Origin of the sequence: Dokdonia donghaensis DSW-1 (assembly GCF_001653755.1) — a bacterium.
Lineage (GTDB): Bacteria > Bacteroidota > Bacteroidia > Flavobacteriales > Flavobacteriaceae > Dokdonia > Dokdonia donghaensis.
This window is the reverse complement of record NZ_CP015125.1, coordinates 1,396,127-1,414,619: the sequence shown is the minus strand read 5'-3', so window position 1 is coordinate 1,414,619 and position 18,493 is coordinate 1,396,127. Positions and strand designations below refer to the sequence as shown.

The window sequence follows — 18,493 nt, the reverse complement described above, 5'->3', positions numbered from 1 at the left end:
AATTTTCAATAAATGTGCCAGTAGTTAATCTTGTGGGTTGAGTTTTTTATAATCTGCAGACTTTTTCATCATAAACTCAAGCAATCCCAAGACGTTATCTGTATCTACGAGCTCTTTTGCCTTTGGGTCTTCAAAGGTATAATACACAAAATCTTCTATAGATTCTTTATTTATAGCTAGCTCATTCATATACACATTATCTGAAAAACTGTGCCTACTTTCTTGCACTAGTTTTTCAAACCTTGATATTTCAATATGTTTTTTGAGCATTTTTAATCTGCCAGTGATTGAGTTTATGAGTCCATCTAGCGGGATGCCTCCCCCACTGGTTACAGCTGTATAATAGCGACGCTCTTCTACCGTGCGCGGCGGGGCTGTGTTTTCTGGTATACCTAAGTCTGTAGGTGTGATTTTTATCTCATATTCTGTAGTACCCACATCTTTTGTTATATCACCAGTGAGATCTATATTACTTATCGTTACTTGATCAAGCTCTGTAATTTTTGGTATTAAGTACAAGGTAATTTTACCTCTATTGAACATCGTATTATTTACCACAAACTGTCTAGGCTCATATTGTACTGCGCTCACATTTATGGTATCATTAAGCCTCGCTTTTATAACAAATTTTCCGTTTTGTGAGGTTATCGTCCCTGTTCTTAATGTCATATTTACCACGGTAAGATTTGCCTTATCTATAGTATCATTAAGAACTTGACCCTCTAGCATTATTACATCTTGAGAATATAACACTGTGGAAATTAAAAAAAACAAACAGAAGTTTATATACTTAATCATCGTTAGTAGATTTATTAGGTAAGACGCCCTCAGGCTCCTTACGTTTCAAATATGCGGTAGATTTTTGTAACATTAAATCTAAGATAGCCATTGTGTCGCCTTGATTTGATAAACGTACGGCTTTTTTATCTTCAAAAACATAGAATACAAAATCTTCTATAAGGTCTTCTGGTATATTTAAAGACTTCATATATGTACTATCAGAAAATGTTTGATGATTTTGCTCAACCATCATCTTAAATTTTGAAATTTTTAAATGCTTTTTTAGTATTTTGGTACGCCCGCTTATGGCGTTTATAAGGGAGCCTAGTGGACCAGCTCCTGCAGTAGCACTATAAACTCTACGCTCTTCTACTGTCATCGTAGGTTTTGCATTTTCTGGTATACCTAAAGATGACGGCGAGATAAACCTCTTAAGTGGCACTGCCTTGAGATCCTTAGTTATATCACCCGTAAGATCAATATTACTTATCACAACTTCATCTAGTTCATTGAGTTTTGGTATGAGATAAAGTGAGAGTTTCATACGTTTATATATGACTGGAGTAATTATTATGCGCTTACTCTCATACTGCACAGCACTTATGTTAAGCGTGTCATTTACTCGCACTGGTATTTCAAAAACCCCATCTAGATTAGTAACAGTACCCGCGCGCATATTAATATTTACAACTGTTATGGAAGCAACCTCAATACTATCATTAAGAATTTTACCTTCTAACATTAAGCTATTTTGAGCAGTGAGTAAACTACTCATACATAACAATATGGGAATTATATAGATGTAATGTCTCGCGATAGTATACTGTTTTATGTGTGTTGTAAAAATAGGTCAGCTCTTTACGCTTTAGGTTTAATGTTTTGTTAATTCACTTTTACTTGCTCTAGTTTGTATTTTTGAATAAAGAATTCATATGCCAAAAAATATTATCGCCGCAAGCACCTCTACTATTTACGGAGGCACTTATTTAGAGTATCTCCTTCCAGAACTTAAAATGTTATTTCATAATGTAACTGAGATTATATTTATACCGTATGCTAGACCTGGCGGCATCACTCACGATGACTATACCGCTATTGCTCAAAAAGCTTTCTCAAAAATTAATATCTCTGTAAGAGGCCTTCATACTTATAAAGACGCAACAGAAGCCCTAAAGGTTGCCCAAGGTATATTTACAGGTGGAGGAAATACGTTTGTTCTAGTTAACCAGTTATACAAACTAGATGTAATGCACACGCTCAGAGATGTAATCTTAAACGGCACTTCCTACCTAGGCACAAGCGCTGGGAGTAACCTTTGTGGCCTCACGATGCAAACTACAAATGATATGCCTATTGCCTATCCGCCAAGTTTTAAAACATTGGGAGTTTTACCTTTTAATGTAAACCCGCATTACCTAGATCCAGATACAGACTCTACGCATATGGGTGAAACCCGAGAGACACGTATTAAAGAATACCACATTTACAATACAGTCCCAGTGTTAGGAATACGAGAAGGAAGCTGGATACGAGTAAAGGGTAAACAAATTACATTACAGGGTGACCACACAGCTAGGGTGTTTAAACAAGATAAAGAACCTTATGAGATTGACTCTTTGTCTACAATTGAATTATAGATTACGCTTTCGCGAAATAAAAATAAAAAAAGCCCTGTAGATATACAGGGCTTTTTCTTTGAGCGGGAGACCAGGTTCGAACTGGCGACATTCAGCTTGGAAGGCTGACGCTCTACCAACTGAGCTACTCCCGCATTTATTGAAGATTGTTCTTCAAATGGTAATTAACAAAAGGCTTTTCTAACAAACCTTAATATTAAAGCGAGGCAAAAATAAATCTTTTTAAACGATACACAAGGAAAAAATTAAAAAATATTTGAATGCAACATTTTTATAAATATTGCATTTCATCGACACAAAACTGCGATTCGTCTGAAAGTTACTGATTTACAATGCCCTTATTTTAACTTTGAGCCTAGAATAAATTTTATTCTAAATTAGAACTAATAAGCTTTGCATTACGTCTATATTTTTAACAAAATTTGTACAAGTAAATGCGTAAATTCCGCGAAAATGAAAATTGCTAATTTTATGATCCCTCAAATGAAAAAACTACTTACCCTAACAAGTTTTCTCATACTATCTATATCTGCCATTGGTCAGGTTAAGGTAGGTGATAATCCGAATACTATAGATCCAGCATCGCTACTCGAACTTGAAAGTACGAGCAAGGTTCTTGTGGCAACAAGAGTTAGCACTTCTCAAATGAACAGTATTACTCCTCTTGCAGGAGGTCTTGTTTTTAATATAGACGAGGGCTGTTTTTATCAATATGATGGATCTAACTGGCTAAGTCTATGTCAGATGGCTTCAATGATAATTGACAATGGAGATGGAACATACACTTATACAGATGCAAATGGAAATTCGCAAATCATAAACACTCAGGCATCTTCAAATCCTTATGATAACACAACATCAGGGCTTGTTGCGACAAATGTGCAAGACGCTATAGACGAAATTAATGCAGCAGCAGGAACAGTAGCTCTTGTAGATAACGGCGACGGTTCTTACGTTTTTACAGACGCTAGTGGAACAGCCACAACTATCGCAGATACTTCTATCTCCACTTTAGTAGATAACGGAGATGGAACGTACACATATACAGACGAAACAGGAGCAACGCAAATGATAGACATTTCAGCTGAGGGTAATAGTTTTGATAATACAGGGACAGGTTTACTTTCTACAAATGTTCAAGATGCTATCGAAGAAATAAACGCTGCTATAGGTACGGTAGGTCTACTAGATAATGGCGATGGGACTTATCAATTTACAGATGCAAGTGGCACTACTATAACTATTTCTGACACCTCAATATCTACACTAGTAGACAATGGAGACGGAACATATACATATACAGATGAAACAGGAGCAACGCAAGTAATCGACACAAACGCTTCTGCAAATCCGTATGACAATTCGACATCTGGATTAGTATCTACAAATGTTCAAGATGCTATAGATGAAATTTTAAACCAAATAAACTCCGTAAACGTAACGCTTACAGATAATAATGACGGCACATATACTTTCACAGATGTTTTAGGAAATACAACGACTATCGCAGATACTTCTATCTCAACACTCGTTGACAACGCAGACGGAACATATACCTACACAGATGAAACGGGAGCAACACAAATAATCGACACAAACGCTTCTGCAAATCCATATGACAACACAACGTCAGGGCTAGTAGCAACAAATGTGCAAGATGCTATTGATGAAATAAACGCAGCGGCAGGAACTGTAGCCTTAGTAGATAACGGTGACGGAACATATGACTTCACAGACGCAAGCGGAACAACAACGACTATCGCAGATACTTCTATCTCAACACTCGTTGACAACGCAGACGGAACATACACCTACACAGATGAAACAGGAGCAACGCAAGTAATCGACACAAACGCTTCTGCAAATCCATATGACAATTCAACATCTGGATTAGCAGCAACAAATGTGCAAGATGCTATAGACGAAATAAACGCAGCAGCGGGAACTGTAGCACTTGTAGATAATGGTGACGGAACGTATGATTTCACAGACGCAAGCGGAACAACAACGACCATCGCAGATACTTCTATCTCGACGCTAGTTGACAACGCAGACGGAACATACACCTACACAGATGAAACAGGAGCAACACAAATAATCGACACAAATGCTTCTGCAAATCCATATGACAACACAACGTCAGGGCTAGTAGCAACAAATGTGCAAGATGCTATTGATGAAATAAACGCAGCGGCAGGAACTGTAGCCTTAGTAGATAACGGTGACGGAACATATGACTTCACAGACGCAAGCGGAACAACAACGACTATCGCAGATACTTCTATCTCAACACTCGTTGACAACGCAGACGGAACATACACCTACACAGATGAAACAGGAGCAACGCAAGTAATCGACACAAACGCTTCTGCAAATCCATATGACAATTCAACATCTGGATTAGCAGCAACAAATGTGCAAGATGCTATAGACGAAATAAACGCAGCGGCAGGAACTGTAGCCTTAGTAGATAACGGTGACGGGACGTATGATTTCACAGACGCAAGCGGAACAACAACGACTATCGCAGATACTTCGATCTCAACACTCGTTGACAACGCAGACGGAACATATACCTACACAGATGAAACGGGAGCAACACAAATAATCGACACAAACGCTTCTGCAAATCCATATGACAACACAACGTCAGGGCTAGTAGCAACAAATGTGCAAGATGCTATTGATGAAATAAACGCAGCGGCAGGAACTGTAGCCTTAGTAGATAACGGTGACGGAACATATGACTTCACAGACGCAAGCGGAACAACAACGACTATCGCAGATACTTCTATCTCAACACTCGTTGACAACGCAGACGGAACATACACCTACACAGATGAAACAGGAGCAACGCAAGTAATCGACACAAACGCTTCTGCAAATCCATATGACAACACAACGTCAGGGCTAGTAGCAACAAATGTTCAGGACGCTATAGATGAAATAAACGCAGCGGCAGGAACAGTAGCCTTAGTAGATAATGGAGACGGAACATATGACTTCACAGACGCAAGCGGAACAACAACGACTATCGCAGATACTTCTATCTCAACACTCGTTGACAACGCAGACGGAACATACACCTACACAGATGAAACAGGAGCAACACAAATAATCGACACAAATGCTTCTGCAAATCCATATGACAACACAACGTCAGGGCTAGTAGCAACAAATGTGCAAGATGCTATTGATGAAATAAACGCAGCGGCAGGAACTGTAGCCTTAGTAGATAACGGTGACGGAACATATGACTTCACAGACGCAAGCGGAACAACAACGACTATCGCAGATACATCTGTATCAACGCTAGTTGATAATGGCAATGGAACCTATGGCTATACCGATGAAACTGGAATAACCACAGTAATTGACACCAATGGTTTTGATATCACAAATACTGTTGCAGGTAATACTATCGCAACAATAACAGACGCTGCTGGAAATGCAACAGATATTAATGAAACTGTAACAACATTTGCCGATGCAATGGATGGTTTAATTACTTATACAGATGAAAATGGAGATCCACAAACAGTAGCTAAGTCAGATATCACAGATAATGGAAACGGAACTTACACATTTACTAATAATGATGGATCTGACGTTACCATTAACACAAACGGTATTGTAATTGCTGATGTGAATGACGGACAAGTAATAGCTACCATAACAGAAGCCGATGGCACTATTTCTAACATTGAAGAAACTATAACTTCAATTTCTGATGATAACACTGCCACTTCCGTGAAAACAATTGCAACCTACACAGATGAGGAAGGAAACGATCAAGTTATTGAGGAGACAGTAACAGATGTTACTGACTTAAATGCAGCGGCAATTACAAACACCATTGCTACCTATAACGCAGAAGACGCAACGGCTTTTACAATTGCAGAAACAGTTACTACTATCTCTGATGAAACTGACGGAAACGTTACTTTCACAAATGAAGCAGGTGCAACAATCACTGTAGCTAAAGCTGACATCACAGATAATGCAGACGGAACATACACATTCACAAATAATGATGGATCTGATGTAATTATTGATACTAACGGTGTCGCAATCACAGATGTCATTGCAGGTAACCTTATCGCAACAGTAACAAACGCAGATGGAACAGCAGTTGAAATTGACGAAACCATCACAGACGTTACTGACTTAAATGCAGCGGCAATTACAAACACCATTGCTACCTATAACGCAGAAGACGCAACGTCTTTTACAATTGCAGAAACAGTTACTACTATCTCTGATGAAACTGACGGAAACGTCACTTTCACAAATGAAGCAGGTGCAACAATCACTGTAGCTAAAGCTGACATCACAGATAATGCAGACGGAACATACACATTCACAAATAATGATGGATCTGATGTAATTATTGATACTAACGGTGTCGCAATCACAGATGTCATTGCAGGTAACCTTATCGCAACAGTAACAAACGCAGATGGAACAGCAGTTGAAATTGACGAAACCATCACAGACGTTACTGACTTAAATGCAGCGGCAATTACAAACACCATTGCTACCTATAACGCAGAAGACGCAACGTCTTTTACAATTGCAGAAACAGTTACTACTATCTCTGATGAAACTGACGGAAACGTTACTTTCACAAATGAAGCAGGTGCAACAATCACTGTAGCTAAAGCTGACATCACAGATAATGCAGACGGAACATACACATTCACAAATAATGATGGATCTGATGTAATTATTGATACTAACGGTGTCGCAATCACAGATGTCATTGCAGGTAACCTTATCGCAACAGTAACAAACGCAGATGGAACAGCAGTTGAAATTGACGAAACCATCACAGACGTTACTGACTTAAATGCAGCGGCAATTACAAACACCATTGCTACCTATAACGCAGAAGACGCAACGTCTTTTACAATTGCAGAAACAGTTACTACTATCTCTGATGAAACTGACGGAAACGTCACTTTCACAAATGAAGCAGGTGCAACAATCACTGTAGCTAAAGCTGACATCACAGATAATGCAGACGGAACATACACATTCACAAATAATGATGGATCTGATGTAATTATTGATACTAACGGTGTCGCAATCACAGATGTCATTGCAGGTAACCTTATCGCAACAGTAACAAACGCAGATGGAACAGCAGTTGAAATTGACGAAACCATCACAGACGTTACTGACTTAAATGCAGCGGCAATTACAAACACCATTGCTACCTATAACGCAGAAGACGCAACGTCTTTTACAATTGCAGAAACAGTTACTACTATCTCTGATGAAACTGACGGAAACGTTACTTTCACAAACGAAGCAGGTGCAACAATCACTGTAGCTAAAGCTGACATCACAGATAATGCAGACGGAACATACACATTCACAAATAATGATGGATCTGATGTAATTATTGATACTAACGGTGTCGCAATCACAGATGTCATTGCAGGTAACCTTATCGCAACAGTAACAAACGCAGATGGAACAGCAGTTGAAATTGATGAGACAGTTACTGATGTAACAGATTTAAACACTGCTACAAACACAAACCTCATTGGAACATATAACAATGAAGAAGGTGATCCTTTTGCTATCAATGAAACAGTCACTACCGTAACTGCAACAGCAACAACAGGAAATACTATCGCAACATACGCTAATGAAGATCCAACAGCTACACCAGTAAATATCAACGAGACTGTAACAGCACTAGCTATTGCAACAGGAGAACTTACCTACGCAAATGAAGATGCAACTAATGCTAATGTGAATCTAATATCAGCAGATGCAAATAATAACATCACTGCAGGAACAGACGGAGCATTGTTTGTAGATGTAACGGCTGAAGAAACAGTAACCGATGTTACAGATCTAAATGCTGCTGCAAACACAAACCTGATTGGAACATATAACAATGAGGATGCTACTCCTTTTGCTATAGAAGAAACAGTAACTGAATTAGCAATCGCTGCAGGGGAACTTACCTATGCAAACGAAGATGCAACTAATGCTAATGTGAATCTAATATCAGCAGACGCAGATAACAACATCACTGCGGGTGCAGACGGAGCATTATTTGTAGATGTTTCAGAAGAAGAAACAGTAACGGAACTAGCAATCGCTGCAGGAGAACTTACATACGCAAACGAAGATGCTACAAATGCTAATGTGAACCTAATATCAGCAGATACTGATAACAACATCACCGCAGGAACAGACGGAGCATTATTTGTAGATGTAACAGCAGAGGAAACAGTTACTGATGTAACAGATTTAAACACTGCTACAAATACAAATCTTATTGGAACATATAACAATGAAGGTGCAACTCCTTTTGCTATTGAAGAGACAGTTACTTCACTAACCTTTGACGATACTACAAACGAGTTAGAGTTTATAGATGAAACTGGCACTCCAAACCCAGTAGATTTAAGCTCACTAGAACATACAGGAACTGAAGGTTCTATTTTCTTTGCAGGAGCAGACGAAACTCCTACTGAAGATAATGACCAGTTATTTTGGGATGCTACAAATAATAGTTTGGGAGTTGGTACTAATACACCAGATAACAAGCTACAAGTAACGGGAGCTATTCGTTCTGCAGGTTTTTTAAATTCTGATGGTAATGCTGGCGAACCTGCGTATAGATTTACAGATGACACAAATACAGGAATGTACAGTCCTGCGGCAGATGAAATTGGATTAACCGTTGGAGGAATAGAAGCAATCAATATTGATGAGACTAGTAACGCAACAACAGTAACAATTAATGAAACTTTAGACCTTGACGGGCCTGTACTTGACGAAAATGATTTACCTGGAACAGTAGGACAAGTACTAACAGCTACTGCAACAGGCACAGAATGGGCAGATGCCGCAGCAGAAACAGTTACAACTTTTGCACAAGACGACACCCCTACTACCACAGATGCCACAGCCACCGGAGAGATTACCTATACTGATAAGGCTGGTAATCCTTTTACGGCTCAGGTTGTAAGTGCAGATGCAGACAATGCACTCTCTGTCGGAACAGATGGTGGAGCATTTATGGCAGTCGCTCCTACGGTTTATTCAGTAGGAAAAGTGGGTGCTGCTGGTGGTGGAGCACTTTTTAATGCGACTGTAGTAAATACTGGCACAGGAACGTACAGAGTAACATTTACCACTGCACTACCTAATGCAAATTATATCATTCAGTTAAGCCAGCCAGGAAGAGCAGGCGCAGGAAATGATGATCCAGGTATATCATACTCGGCACAATCTGGAGCTGGATTTACAGTTAACATTGGAGATAATGACAATGGTGGTTCTGACCGTGCATTCTTCAACTCAGAATTTATGTTTACAGTATTAACCATTCCAGGATTTTAATCCCCTACCCCTATTATGAAAAAAATATTATTTATTCTGTTTATCTCTGTGATCGCTTTCGCGAAAGCGCAAACCACAGACCCCGCATATTTAATAAATGTGCAGAAAGCATCACAGTCAGAAATAGACGCTTATGACCCAGCAGATCTGGAAATAGGAATGTTAGTCTATAATACGGATGTAAACCGCATATTTGAATATACGGCCTCAGGATTTTTGGCAATACTGACTGAAGTTGACGTTTCTGAAACTGTTACTACACTCGTAGATAATGGCAATGGAACTGCTACATATACAAATGAAAATAACATTCCTGTAACTGTAGGTATTGTTGGCCCTCAAGGACCAGCTGGACCGGCAGGTGCAGATGGAGCAACAGGACCACAAGGACCAATAGGACCGGCAGGAGCAGATGGAGCAGACGGAGCAACAGGACCACAAGGACCATTAGGTCCGGCAGGAGCAGACGGAGCAACAGGACCACAAGGACCAATAGGTCCGGCAGGTGCAGACGGAGCAACAGGACCCCAAGGACCAACAGGTCCGGCAGGAGCAGATGGAGCAACAGGACCACAAGGACCAGTAGGACCTAAAGGAGCAGACGGAGCAACAGGACCTCAAGGACCGGCAGGAGCAGACGGAGCAACAGGACCTCAAGGACCAGCAGGACCTGTAGGTGCAGACGGAGCAACAGGACCACAAGGACCAGCAGGTCCCGCAGGTGCAGACGGAGCAACGGGACCTCAAGGACCAGCAGGTCCCGCAGGTGCAGACGGAGCAACGGGACCTCAAGGACCGGCTGGACCAGCAGGTACAGATGGAGCAACAGGACCACAAGGACCCGTAGGGCCATCAGGTACCTATACTGGTTTTTTTATAATAGATAATACAATACTTACCACTACCGGGACATATACTCAGGCTATTGTAGGCATTCCATTCCAACCGTCGCAGGTTACTTTTAAGGCACATCCTAACATAGGTTCGTTTAACATTAATGATGACAATGCGCTAGGAGCAAATAATACTGGTTTACTAGAAAACACGTTTGGAGCAATGAATGGGTTTGCGCGTGCAGGTAGCCCTATTGCACAGGCGGTTATATTTTCTGGCGGAAGTGGTAGCTCTATAAATAACATATCTAGATATGCTAATAATACACAGTGCATAGGCTTAAGATATACTAACAATAACGGAAGTAATCTAGGTGTTATCTCTGCATCTATGGCAAGCTTTACTGGAAATGGATTTAATCTTAATGTAACGTACACACTAGGCACGACAGGTTCGGCGGCAGTACAAAATGACATACTAGATGAATCTGTAATTGTTCTATTTACAGCATACGAATAAAATTACTATGAAACGCAACCCCTTTTATATAACTATACTTCTTGTGTTTGTTTACGCTTTCGCGAAAGCGCAAACCACAGACCCTGCATATTTAGTTAATGTACAAAAGGCATCACAGTTAGAGATTGACGCATACGATCCCGCAGATCTAGAGATTGGTATGCTCGTTTATAATACAAATCAAAATAGGATTTTTGAATATACAAATAATGGGTTTTTGGAACTTCTTACGGAGAAGAATATATACACTGGATGGTTTATCATTTCTGGCGAAGGAGTGGTCACAGTAAGCGACATTCCATTTACGCCATCACAGGTAACCTTTTCGGCGGCAGCAAATGTAGAGAGTCGGGATATTGATTCTGATAATGGCATAGGAAACAATGATAGAGGAATTGACAACTCTTTTGGGTCAATGAAAGGGTTTGCAAGAGATGATGACGGCACAATAACGCAACAAGTGATGTATTCTGGAGGACACGGAAATTCTATAAATGACAACTCTAGATATGCCAGCAGTAGCAACTGTATAGGTATACGGTACGGTGATCAAAATGGTAGTAGTCTAGGTAAAATAGAAGGAGCATTTACCTCCTTTACTACAGATGGGTTTACTATTACTGTAAACTATACAAATGGTACAATTACTGCAAACAGCACAAACCCATTGGTGGACGTACAACCTGACGATGTTAATAATGAGGCGCTACTAGTTTTATACACAGCTTATAAATAATGAGATATAACACAACATATCACGAGCAGCCTACTTCTATGCTAAGAAATAAACTTTCTATTAAGAAAGAACAAATTATGATGTTCACTTTGAGCTTAAATTTAAATATTCTAAAATCTAAAAGAGGTACTCTTAAACACTGTGCACTATTTGTTTTGCTTGCATTAAGCGCTATCACTTTTACTAACGCACAAGTTCCTAATGCAGAGCTCCTACTGCGTGTTAATCAAGCTACAACAGTAGATATTGAAGCCATAACAGAGGCAAAAGAAGGGATGGTTGTTTATGACACTACTCTAGATAGGTTAAAAATTTATGACGGTGTTGCGTGGCAAACTTTACAAAGTAGTCAAAAGGGAACAATTGTTTTAAATAGAAATGGAGGTAATGGAATTCTTCCAACAGCAACAAACACCTATTTTGACTTGCCCCTTACCAGCGCTCATATACAGACTAATGACCAAGATTTATTTACCGTGGTCGGAAATTCAGAAATACGAATAGAGCAAGATGGAGTTTATGCCTTATCTGCATCGTTATCTACCAGCAATATGCCAGCCGGAAATACAAAATATATCTTAGCAGCTAGACAAAATGGTAATCTTATAGGTTATCTTTCTAGAGGTTTTGTAACCTTACCTAGCAGAGACTACTGGGGTTCTTCTGGAACTATTTCCTATAGCTTTAATGCAAATGACATTATAAATTTTCAATATGTTCTCAACGCAGGAGGTCAAAATTTAAATGCCGTTTTTACTAATGCCTCAATAACAAAACTATAATATTATGAAAATTAGACTTATAGTTGCTTTCATTGTTCTTTGTAACGCTTTCGCGAAAGCGCAAGAATCCCTACACAACTTTGGAAATATCCAGATTCATCAAGACGGCGCGATTGGTTTTCACGGGGATTTAATCAATGACGGTGATTTTGATAACAATCTTGGTCTCGCTGGCTTTTACAATCCAACTGAAGAACTTTTTGTACTAGGTAATAACAAGCCTGTATTCTTCAATATGGAAGTTGACGTGCCAAATGACCTCAACTTTGAAGTATCTGTAGGAGTCACTAGCCTACTAGATTTTATAAACGGTAGAATTACCACTCCTCGTGAAGACCTTGGTATTAATCTTGACTTCACAAACAATGCGATCTATCTGGGTGAAAGCGATAGTAATCACGTAGATGGTTATGTTACAAATCAAGGTAACCTAGAATTTGACTTTCCTATAGGAGATGACTTTAAAATTCGCCAGCTTACGGTGATTCCTCTCAACCCTGCAATAACTACTTATCAAGCTGCATACTTTTTTGAAGATCCAGACACTCCTAGTACATTACCTGGATCATTTAACACAGACCTGTTTGAAAACACATTGTCTATTATAGATCCTAATGAGTATTGGGATTTGAACGCGCCGCTACCAGTACAAGCAAAACTTACTTGGGATGAAGATACTCAAGTGCCGGTACTTACAGATGGCTTGAGCTCACTGCGTGTTGTAGGCTTTTCTAATGTTTTAAATAGATGGGTGAATTTGGGAAATGCTAGTTTTTCTGGTAATGAGATAAATGGCGAGATTACTTCTGAGCTTTTTGATCCTAACGACTTTTCGGCATACACACTTGGATCTGTTCTCAAAGCTGGGAGTGGTATAAATGTCTATACATTCTTCTCTCCTAACGGAGATGGAATAAATGAAACCTTTGTGATAGAAGGTCTTGAAACTAGTCCAGATAATGAACTGTTTATCTTTAATAGATGGGGTGTAGAAGTTTTTAGTATGAAAAACTATGACAACTCTTTTGATGGAACTTCACAAGGAAGAGTCACTATTGCAGAAGATAACAAACTACCTGTAGGAACCTATTACTATGTCCTTAAACTTAAAGATCAAAAAGATCAAGCCGGTGCATTTTACATAAACCGCTAAATTTTTCCTAAAATCACTCATTGCTAGAACACTTTAATCTATATTTCAACCTTTAACAGAAAAAGGAGAGATATGAATATCCAGCATAAAGAAAGAGAAGATAGAGGTGTTTTTTATATGAAGGGAGATAATGGTATCATCTCAGAACTCGCTTACTCAAAAGATAGAGATTCAGTAATCACGATAGACCACACAGAAACCAAAATACCAGAAGAAGGCAAAGGATTTGCATCAAGGCTTGTGGCTCACACTGTTGATTTTGCAAGAGAGAGAGGGTTAAAAATAAATCCACTTTGCCCCTTTGCCGAAGTTCAATTTGATCGTAACCCAGATTATAAAGATGTACTGGCATAATGACTGTGCTCGAGACAAAACGTTTGTATCTTAAACCATTTACATCACAAGATGCAGAAAACCTTTACGCCCTTAATACAAATCTAGAGGTAATTAAATATACAGGTGATGCTCCTTTTAAAAACATAGAAGAAGCACAAGCCTTTATAAAAAACTATATTACAACAGTCTACCACAAAGCTCATACTACGACTCAAACAGGTTTAGGGAGGTATGCAGTAACACGCAAGAGTGACAATATTTTTTTAGGTTGGTGTGGCCTTAAGTTTAATCAAGATAATCGCCAGGTAGATCTAGGCTTTAGGTTTTTTGAAAAGTACTGGAATCAAGGCTATGCAACCGAGGCTAGTGAAGCCTGCATAAGCTATGCTTTTAAAGAACTTAACCTACCCTATATAATAGCGAGAACTCATAACAACAATACCGCTTCTCAAAAGGTTTTAAAAAAGCTAAACTTTGTTTTTGTAAACAATATCACACATCACGATATGCCTACCAGGTTATATCATCTTAAAAATGATGCTTATCAACTCAAAGAAATAAACGCCAAAGAAACCTGGCCCGTACGGCATCCAGTTTTGAGAAAAGGGCGCCCATTAGAAGATGTCTATATGGAGGCAGATGAGCAGGCAAGTACCTTTCACCTGGGTATGTTTCATAATAATGACATTATAGGCGTTGCGAGTTTTATGGATGACAGTCACGAGGGCTTTACTGGCGCACAATTTAGACTAAGAGGAATGGCGGTTTTACCAGAATATAGAAGAAAAGGCATTGCAGAACTCCTATTAAAAAGAGGTGAGACGCTACTTAAAGAAAAAGGTAAAACACTACTATGGTTTAATGCCCGAGTTGTTGCTTTACAGTTTTATAAAAACCTAGGTTATCAAGTAGATGGCACCTTGTTTGATATTCCTAAAGTAGGACCTCATTATAGAATGAAAAAGCAGCTCTTATGAATAGAAGATCATTTTCAAAACTCACAGTACTAGGTATAGTTGCTGCTTCCCTCCCACTTACGGCTAGGGCAGCAATACTGGAGATGACAGACAGAGATGAGCTACTAGGCAAAGGTTCACCTCTGCTCACCAAGACTTCAACTTATAGACTTAGACCAGAAGCCGCCATCGCTTTTGAAGAGATGAAAGCCGCTGCTCTTAAAGATGGTATAAAATTTCAAGTAGTGTCAAGCTACAGAGACTATAATCATCAAAACAGAATATGGGAACGTAAGTATAAACGCTTTCGCGAAAGCGGTCTAAGCCACCTTGCAACCATCAATAAAATTATTGAGTACTCTACCATACCTGGCACCTCAAGGCATCACTGGGGGACAGATATAGATATTGTAGACGCCACACCAGGAGTTACTAGCGGATTACTGGTTCCGTCAAAATTTCACGGAAGTGGTCCCTTCTGTAAGTTTAAAGAATGGATGGATGTACACGCAAATAGTTTTGGCTTTTACCTAGTCTACACAGACACTTATGACAGAAAAGGTTTTAAATATGAGCCCTGGCATTATAGCTATAAAGCACTCTCACTAGATTACCTCAAAGCATATCAATCGCTGGATATAAAGTCGCAATTACAAGCTGCAAACTTACTAGGAAGTGAGCACTTTACAGACACTTTTATAGAGCGCTATCTTAAGGAAAATGTAGGTGACATAAATCCTGCGCTACTGCCTTAGTATTATAAATTCATAATGGCTTTGCGCTCTTGCAGAGCCTCTTTAAAATCTGACCTACTAGCAAGTGCTTTATTAATCCACTGCTCTGCTTTTTCTTTATCACCTTTATGCTTGTAGATTTGAGCAAGACGTAGGTATGCCCAATCTTTAGGTACACCATCTGCCGCAGAGTGGTATTTTATATAATGATGTAAACCTGTAATACCTTGATCAAGCCCTATACCGTACTGTCCAGCCACCTTACCTAGCTGATACTGCAACCTGTTTTCTTGGGCGTGTTTTTGTTGTGCCTCATAAGCCGTTTCAAAGGCTTTTTGTGGTTCATTATTCTTCTCATAATGCTCTTGTAATTTTGCATAACAAGTAACAGAACCACCTATCTCAACAGCTTTTATATAATTGTACTCTGCTTGCTTAGGTTTATCATTATACTCTGCAATATAGCCGTGAGCGAGATATCCATCTACTTTTGAGATATCTAGTAGCTGGTCTGCATATTTTCTTGCTTTTGCCTCGCTACCGCCTATTATACCTGGTATTTGAATATAAAATTCTACAAGAGCCCAGCGTGCTTCTATATGTGATGGATCTAGTGTCGCTGCAGTTTCAAATTGTTCTTTTATGTCTCCTATCATTGTAGCAGCTCTCAGCTTGTTTACAGCGAGCGCTTTCATACCCAGTACACCCCCATATTTATAATGATAGTTTGCGTTGTTTGGATACTTTTCTACTAGGTTTTCGTAATAAGGAATTGCTCCATCCCAGTTTTTTGCATATCCTTCTATATCTCCTAGATATTCTAGAGTTTGAGGGTCTTTAGGATGTGTTTTTAAATAATTTAAAAAGAGCGGCTTTGCAAGTTTGTACTTAGATTGTTTAAAATAGGTTTCCGCTTTCGCGAAAGCGTTATCACTCCCATTCTGAGCACAAAGCGCTACAGGAAACAATAGAATAATAAACCACTTTTTCATCATATTATTTTAATCAAATATATACCATTATGGTGCCAAAGTACAATTACTGCTCTGGCGGAAATTTGTTAAAAATTTTTTCTACAAGCTTTTTAAAATGAGCATCCCGTTTATCAGGTTTTGCGTTTACTTTAATATCGCTCTCACTTATAGCCTCCCATACCGTGGGTTGATTACCTAATGCTCTATAAACAGTAACAACCATCTTGAGGTGTCGCTCTGGACCGCCTATGGGTATGCCGCCACTCACACCTACACCTACAGTACCTCCGCCGCCTCCTACACCTACGCCTAAGGTGTTTCTAGAGCTTGTCTCATACTCTTCTGATGTGATTTTTATAAAAAAGTCATTAGTCTCCGTCTTAATATAACCGCGAGATTGCAGTATACTATCTGTATACTTCACCACTCTACGCTCATCAAATTCCAGCAGTCCAGTTGCTTCAGAGAAGTCATAATTATAAGAGGAGAGCTTTGAGAAGTCTACCTTTGTATCATAATCATAGTCTACAAATGTTGTCCCGCAACTCGTGAGTAGCGCACATATAATGAGGTATAAAAAAATCCGCATAAATCTTTGTTTTGCATAAAGATAACAAAGGTTTATACGGATTATTATATTTTGTTAGTTCTTAACTACTCATTCATCATTTTCCACAGGGCGTCTTTAAGTTCTACAAGACCTTGTTGTGCAACCGCAGAGATAAATAAATAGGGAATAGGAAGTTCTCTATCAAGCTCTTCAGAAAGCTCTCCCTTAAGCTCATCATCCAGCATATCACTCTTTGTAATAGCAATCATTCTACTCTTGTCGAGCATTTCTGGATTATACTTTTTGAGCTCATTGAGCAAAATCTCATATTGTTCTGAAATACTATCTGCATCTGCCGGAATCATAAAGAGCAATGTAGAGTTACGCTCTATGTGGCGTAAAAACCGGTGACCTATCCCTCTACCCTCTGAGGCTCCTTCTATAATACCTGGTATATCTGCCATTACAAATGACCTGTAATCGCGATACTCTACAATACCCAAATTAGGCTTAAGAGTGGTAAACTCGTAATTTGCGATTTTTGGTTTGGCCGCTGTGATAGATGCTAGTAATGTAGACTTCCCTACATTAGGAAAACCTACCAGACCTACGTCTGCCAGAACTTTAAGCTCCAAAGTAAGTGAGACTTCATAACCATCTATACCTGGTTGTGCATATCTAGGTGTCTGGTTAGTACTACTTTTAAAGTGCCAGTTACCACGACCTCCCATACCACCTTCGGCAGCGATAAACTCTTGACCATCCTCTGTGATTTCAAACAAGACTTTATCTGTCTCTGTATCTTTTATGGTGGTACCTAGAGGCACGTCTATATAGGTATCTTCTCCATCTAGGCCAGTAGATCTTGACTTTGCACCATTACCTCCGTGACCAGCTCTCAAGTGACGTTTAAATTTAAGGTGTATAAGTGTCCATAAGTTTGAGTTACCTCGCACTATAATATGTCCACCACGACCACCATCACCCCCGTCTGGGCCTCCTTTTTCTATAAACTTTTCGCGGTGTAAGTGCGCAGATCCAGATCCTCCATTACCAGAGGTTGTGTGAATCTTTACATAGTCTACAAAATTTCCTTCAGTCATCTTTCAGCTAGCCTTTATATTTAATTGTAAT

The 18,493-nt window shown here is 39.3% G+C and carries 14 protein-coding genes and 1 tRNA gene; 9 read left to right on the top strand and 6 right to left on the bottom strand.

Annotation, left to right across the window (positions count from 1 at the left end; all coding sequences use genetic code 11):
* Window positions 1–24: 24 nt before the first annotated feature.
* Both I597_RS06135 and I597_RS06130 read right to left on the bottom strand, forming a co-directional pair.
* On the bottom strand, window positions 25–798 hold the full coding sequence (locus tag I597_RS06135) for a hypothetical protein (protein WP_035327497.1): 774 nt from the start codon (window positions 796–798) through the stop codon (window positions 25–27).
* Window positions 791–1,555, bottom strand: a complete 765-nt coding sequence (locus I597_RS06130; RefSeq protein ID WP_152594977.1) for a carboxypeptidase-like regulatory domain-containing protein — start codon at window positions 1,553–1,555, stop codon at window positions 791–793. Before I597_RS06130 ends, I597_RS06135 begins: the two co-directional genes overlap by 8 nt.
* Window positions 1,556–1,712: 157 nt before the next feature.
* Between I597_RS06130 and pepE the strand changes: the two genes are divergently transcribed.
* The gene (gene pepE / locus I597_RS06125) at window positions 1,713–2,417 is read left to right on the top strand and encodes a dipeptidase PepE (protein WP_035327494.1); all 705 of its coding nucleotides are present in this window, start codon (window positions 1,713–1,715) and stop codon (window positions 2,415–2,417) included.
* A gap of 61 nt (window positions 2,418–2,478) precedes the next feature.
* On the opposite strand, the gene I597_RS06120 is transcribed toward pepE, so the two are convergent.
* Window positions 2,479–2,551 (bottom strand) — tRNA-Gly (locus tag I597_RS06120).
* 319 nt (window positions 2,552–2,870) lie between these two features.
* Here I597_RS06120 and I597_RS06115 point away from each other — a divergent pair.
* The 8 genes from I597_RS06115 (at window position 2,871) to I597_RS06080 (ending at window position 15,856) form a co-directional block, all read left to right on the top strand.
* Window positions 2,871–9,785 carry a hypothetical protein gene (locus I597_RS06115; RefSeq protein WP_064497408.1) on the top strand — a complete coding sequence of 2,305 codons (6,915 nt, stop codon included), beginning with the start codon at window positions 2,871–2,873 and terminating at the stop codon, window positions 9,783–9,785.
* 15 nt (window positions 9,786–9,800) lie between these two features.
* Window positions 9,801–11,138 carry a collagen-like domain-containing protein gene (locus I597_RS15120; protein WP_081965014.1) on the top strand — a complete coding sequence of 446 codons (1,338 nt, stop codon included), beginning with the start codon at window positions 9,801–9,803 and terminating at the stop codon, window positions 11,136–11,138.
* Window positions 11,139–11,145: 7 nt separating this feature from the next.
* On the top strand, window positions 11,146–11,874 hold the full coding sequence (locus I597_RS06105) for a hypothetical protein (protein ID WP_035327489.1): 729 nt from the start codon (window positions 11,146–11,148) through the stop codon (window positions 11,872–11,874).
* Between the two features lie 155 nt (window positions 11,875–12,029).
* Window positions 12,030–12,656, top strand: a complete 627-nt coding sequence (locus tag I597_RS06100; RefSeq protein WP_152594976.1) for a hypothetical protein — start codon at window positions 12,030–12,032, stop codon at window positions 12,654–12,656.
* Between the two features lie 4 nt (window positions 12,657–12,660).
* A complete protein-coding gene (locus I597_RS06095; protein ID WP_035327486.1) occupies window positions 12,661–13,809 on the top strand; it encodes a gliding motility-associated C-terminal domain-containing protein in 1,149 nt (382 codons plus the stop codon).
* A gap of 72 nt (window positions 13,810–13,881) precedes the next feature.
* Window positions 13,882–14,163 (top strand): GNAT family N-acetyltransferase, encoded by a 282-nt coding sequence (locus I597_RS06090; RefSeq protein ID WP_035327485.1) that lies wholly within the window; start codon window positions 13,882–13,884, stop codon window positions 14,161–14,163.
* A complete protein-coding gene (locus I597_RS15025; RefSeq protein ID WP_236626653.1) occupies window positions 14,163–15,122 on the top strand; it encodes a GNAT family N-acetyltransferase in 960 nt (319 codons plus the stop codon). Before I597_RS06090 ends, I597_RS15025 begins: the two co-directional genes overlap by 1 nt.
* The gene (locus I597_RS06080; protein ID WP_035327483.1) at window positions 15,119–15,856 is read left to right on the top strand and encodes a M15 family metallopeptidase; all 738 of its coding nucleotides are present in this window, start codon (window positions 15,119–15,121) and stop codon (window positions 15,854–15,856) included. Before I597_RS15025 ends, I597_RS06080 begins: the two co-directional genes overlap by 4 nt.
* Window positions 15,857–15,858: 2 nt before the next feature.
* Here I597_RS06080 and I597_RS06075 read toward each other — a convergent pair whose 3' ends face one another.
* The 3 genes from I597_RS06075 to obgE all read right to left on the bottom strand — a co-directional run bounded on the left by I597_RS06075 (window position 15,859) and on the right by obgE (window position 18,462).
* Window positions 15,859–16,830, bottom strand: a complete 972-nt coding sequence (locus tag I597_RS06075; RefSeq protein ID WP_316931565.1) for a tetratricopeptide repeat protein — start codon at window positions 16,828–16,830, stop codon at window positions 15,859–15,861.
* A 43-nt stretch (window positions 16,831–16,873) separates the two neighbouring features.
* Entirely contained in the window at window positions 16,874–17,398 is a 525-nt protein-coding gene (locus tag I597_RS06070) for a DUF4136 domain-containing protein (protein ID WP_035327480.1), read from the bottom strand.
* A 65-nt stretch (window positions 17,399–17,463) separates the two neighbouring features.
* Window positions 17,464–18,462, bottom strand: a complete 999-nt coding sequence (gene obgE / locus I597_RS06065) for a GTPase ObgE (RefSeq protein WP_035327478.1) — start codon at window positions 18,460–18,462, stop codon at window positions 17,464–17,466.
* Window positions 18,463–18,493 lie beyond the last annotated feature (31 nt).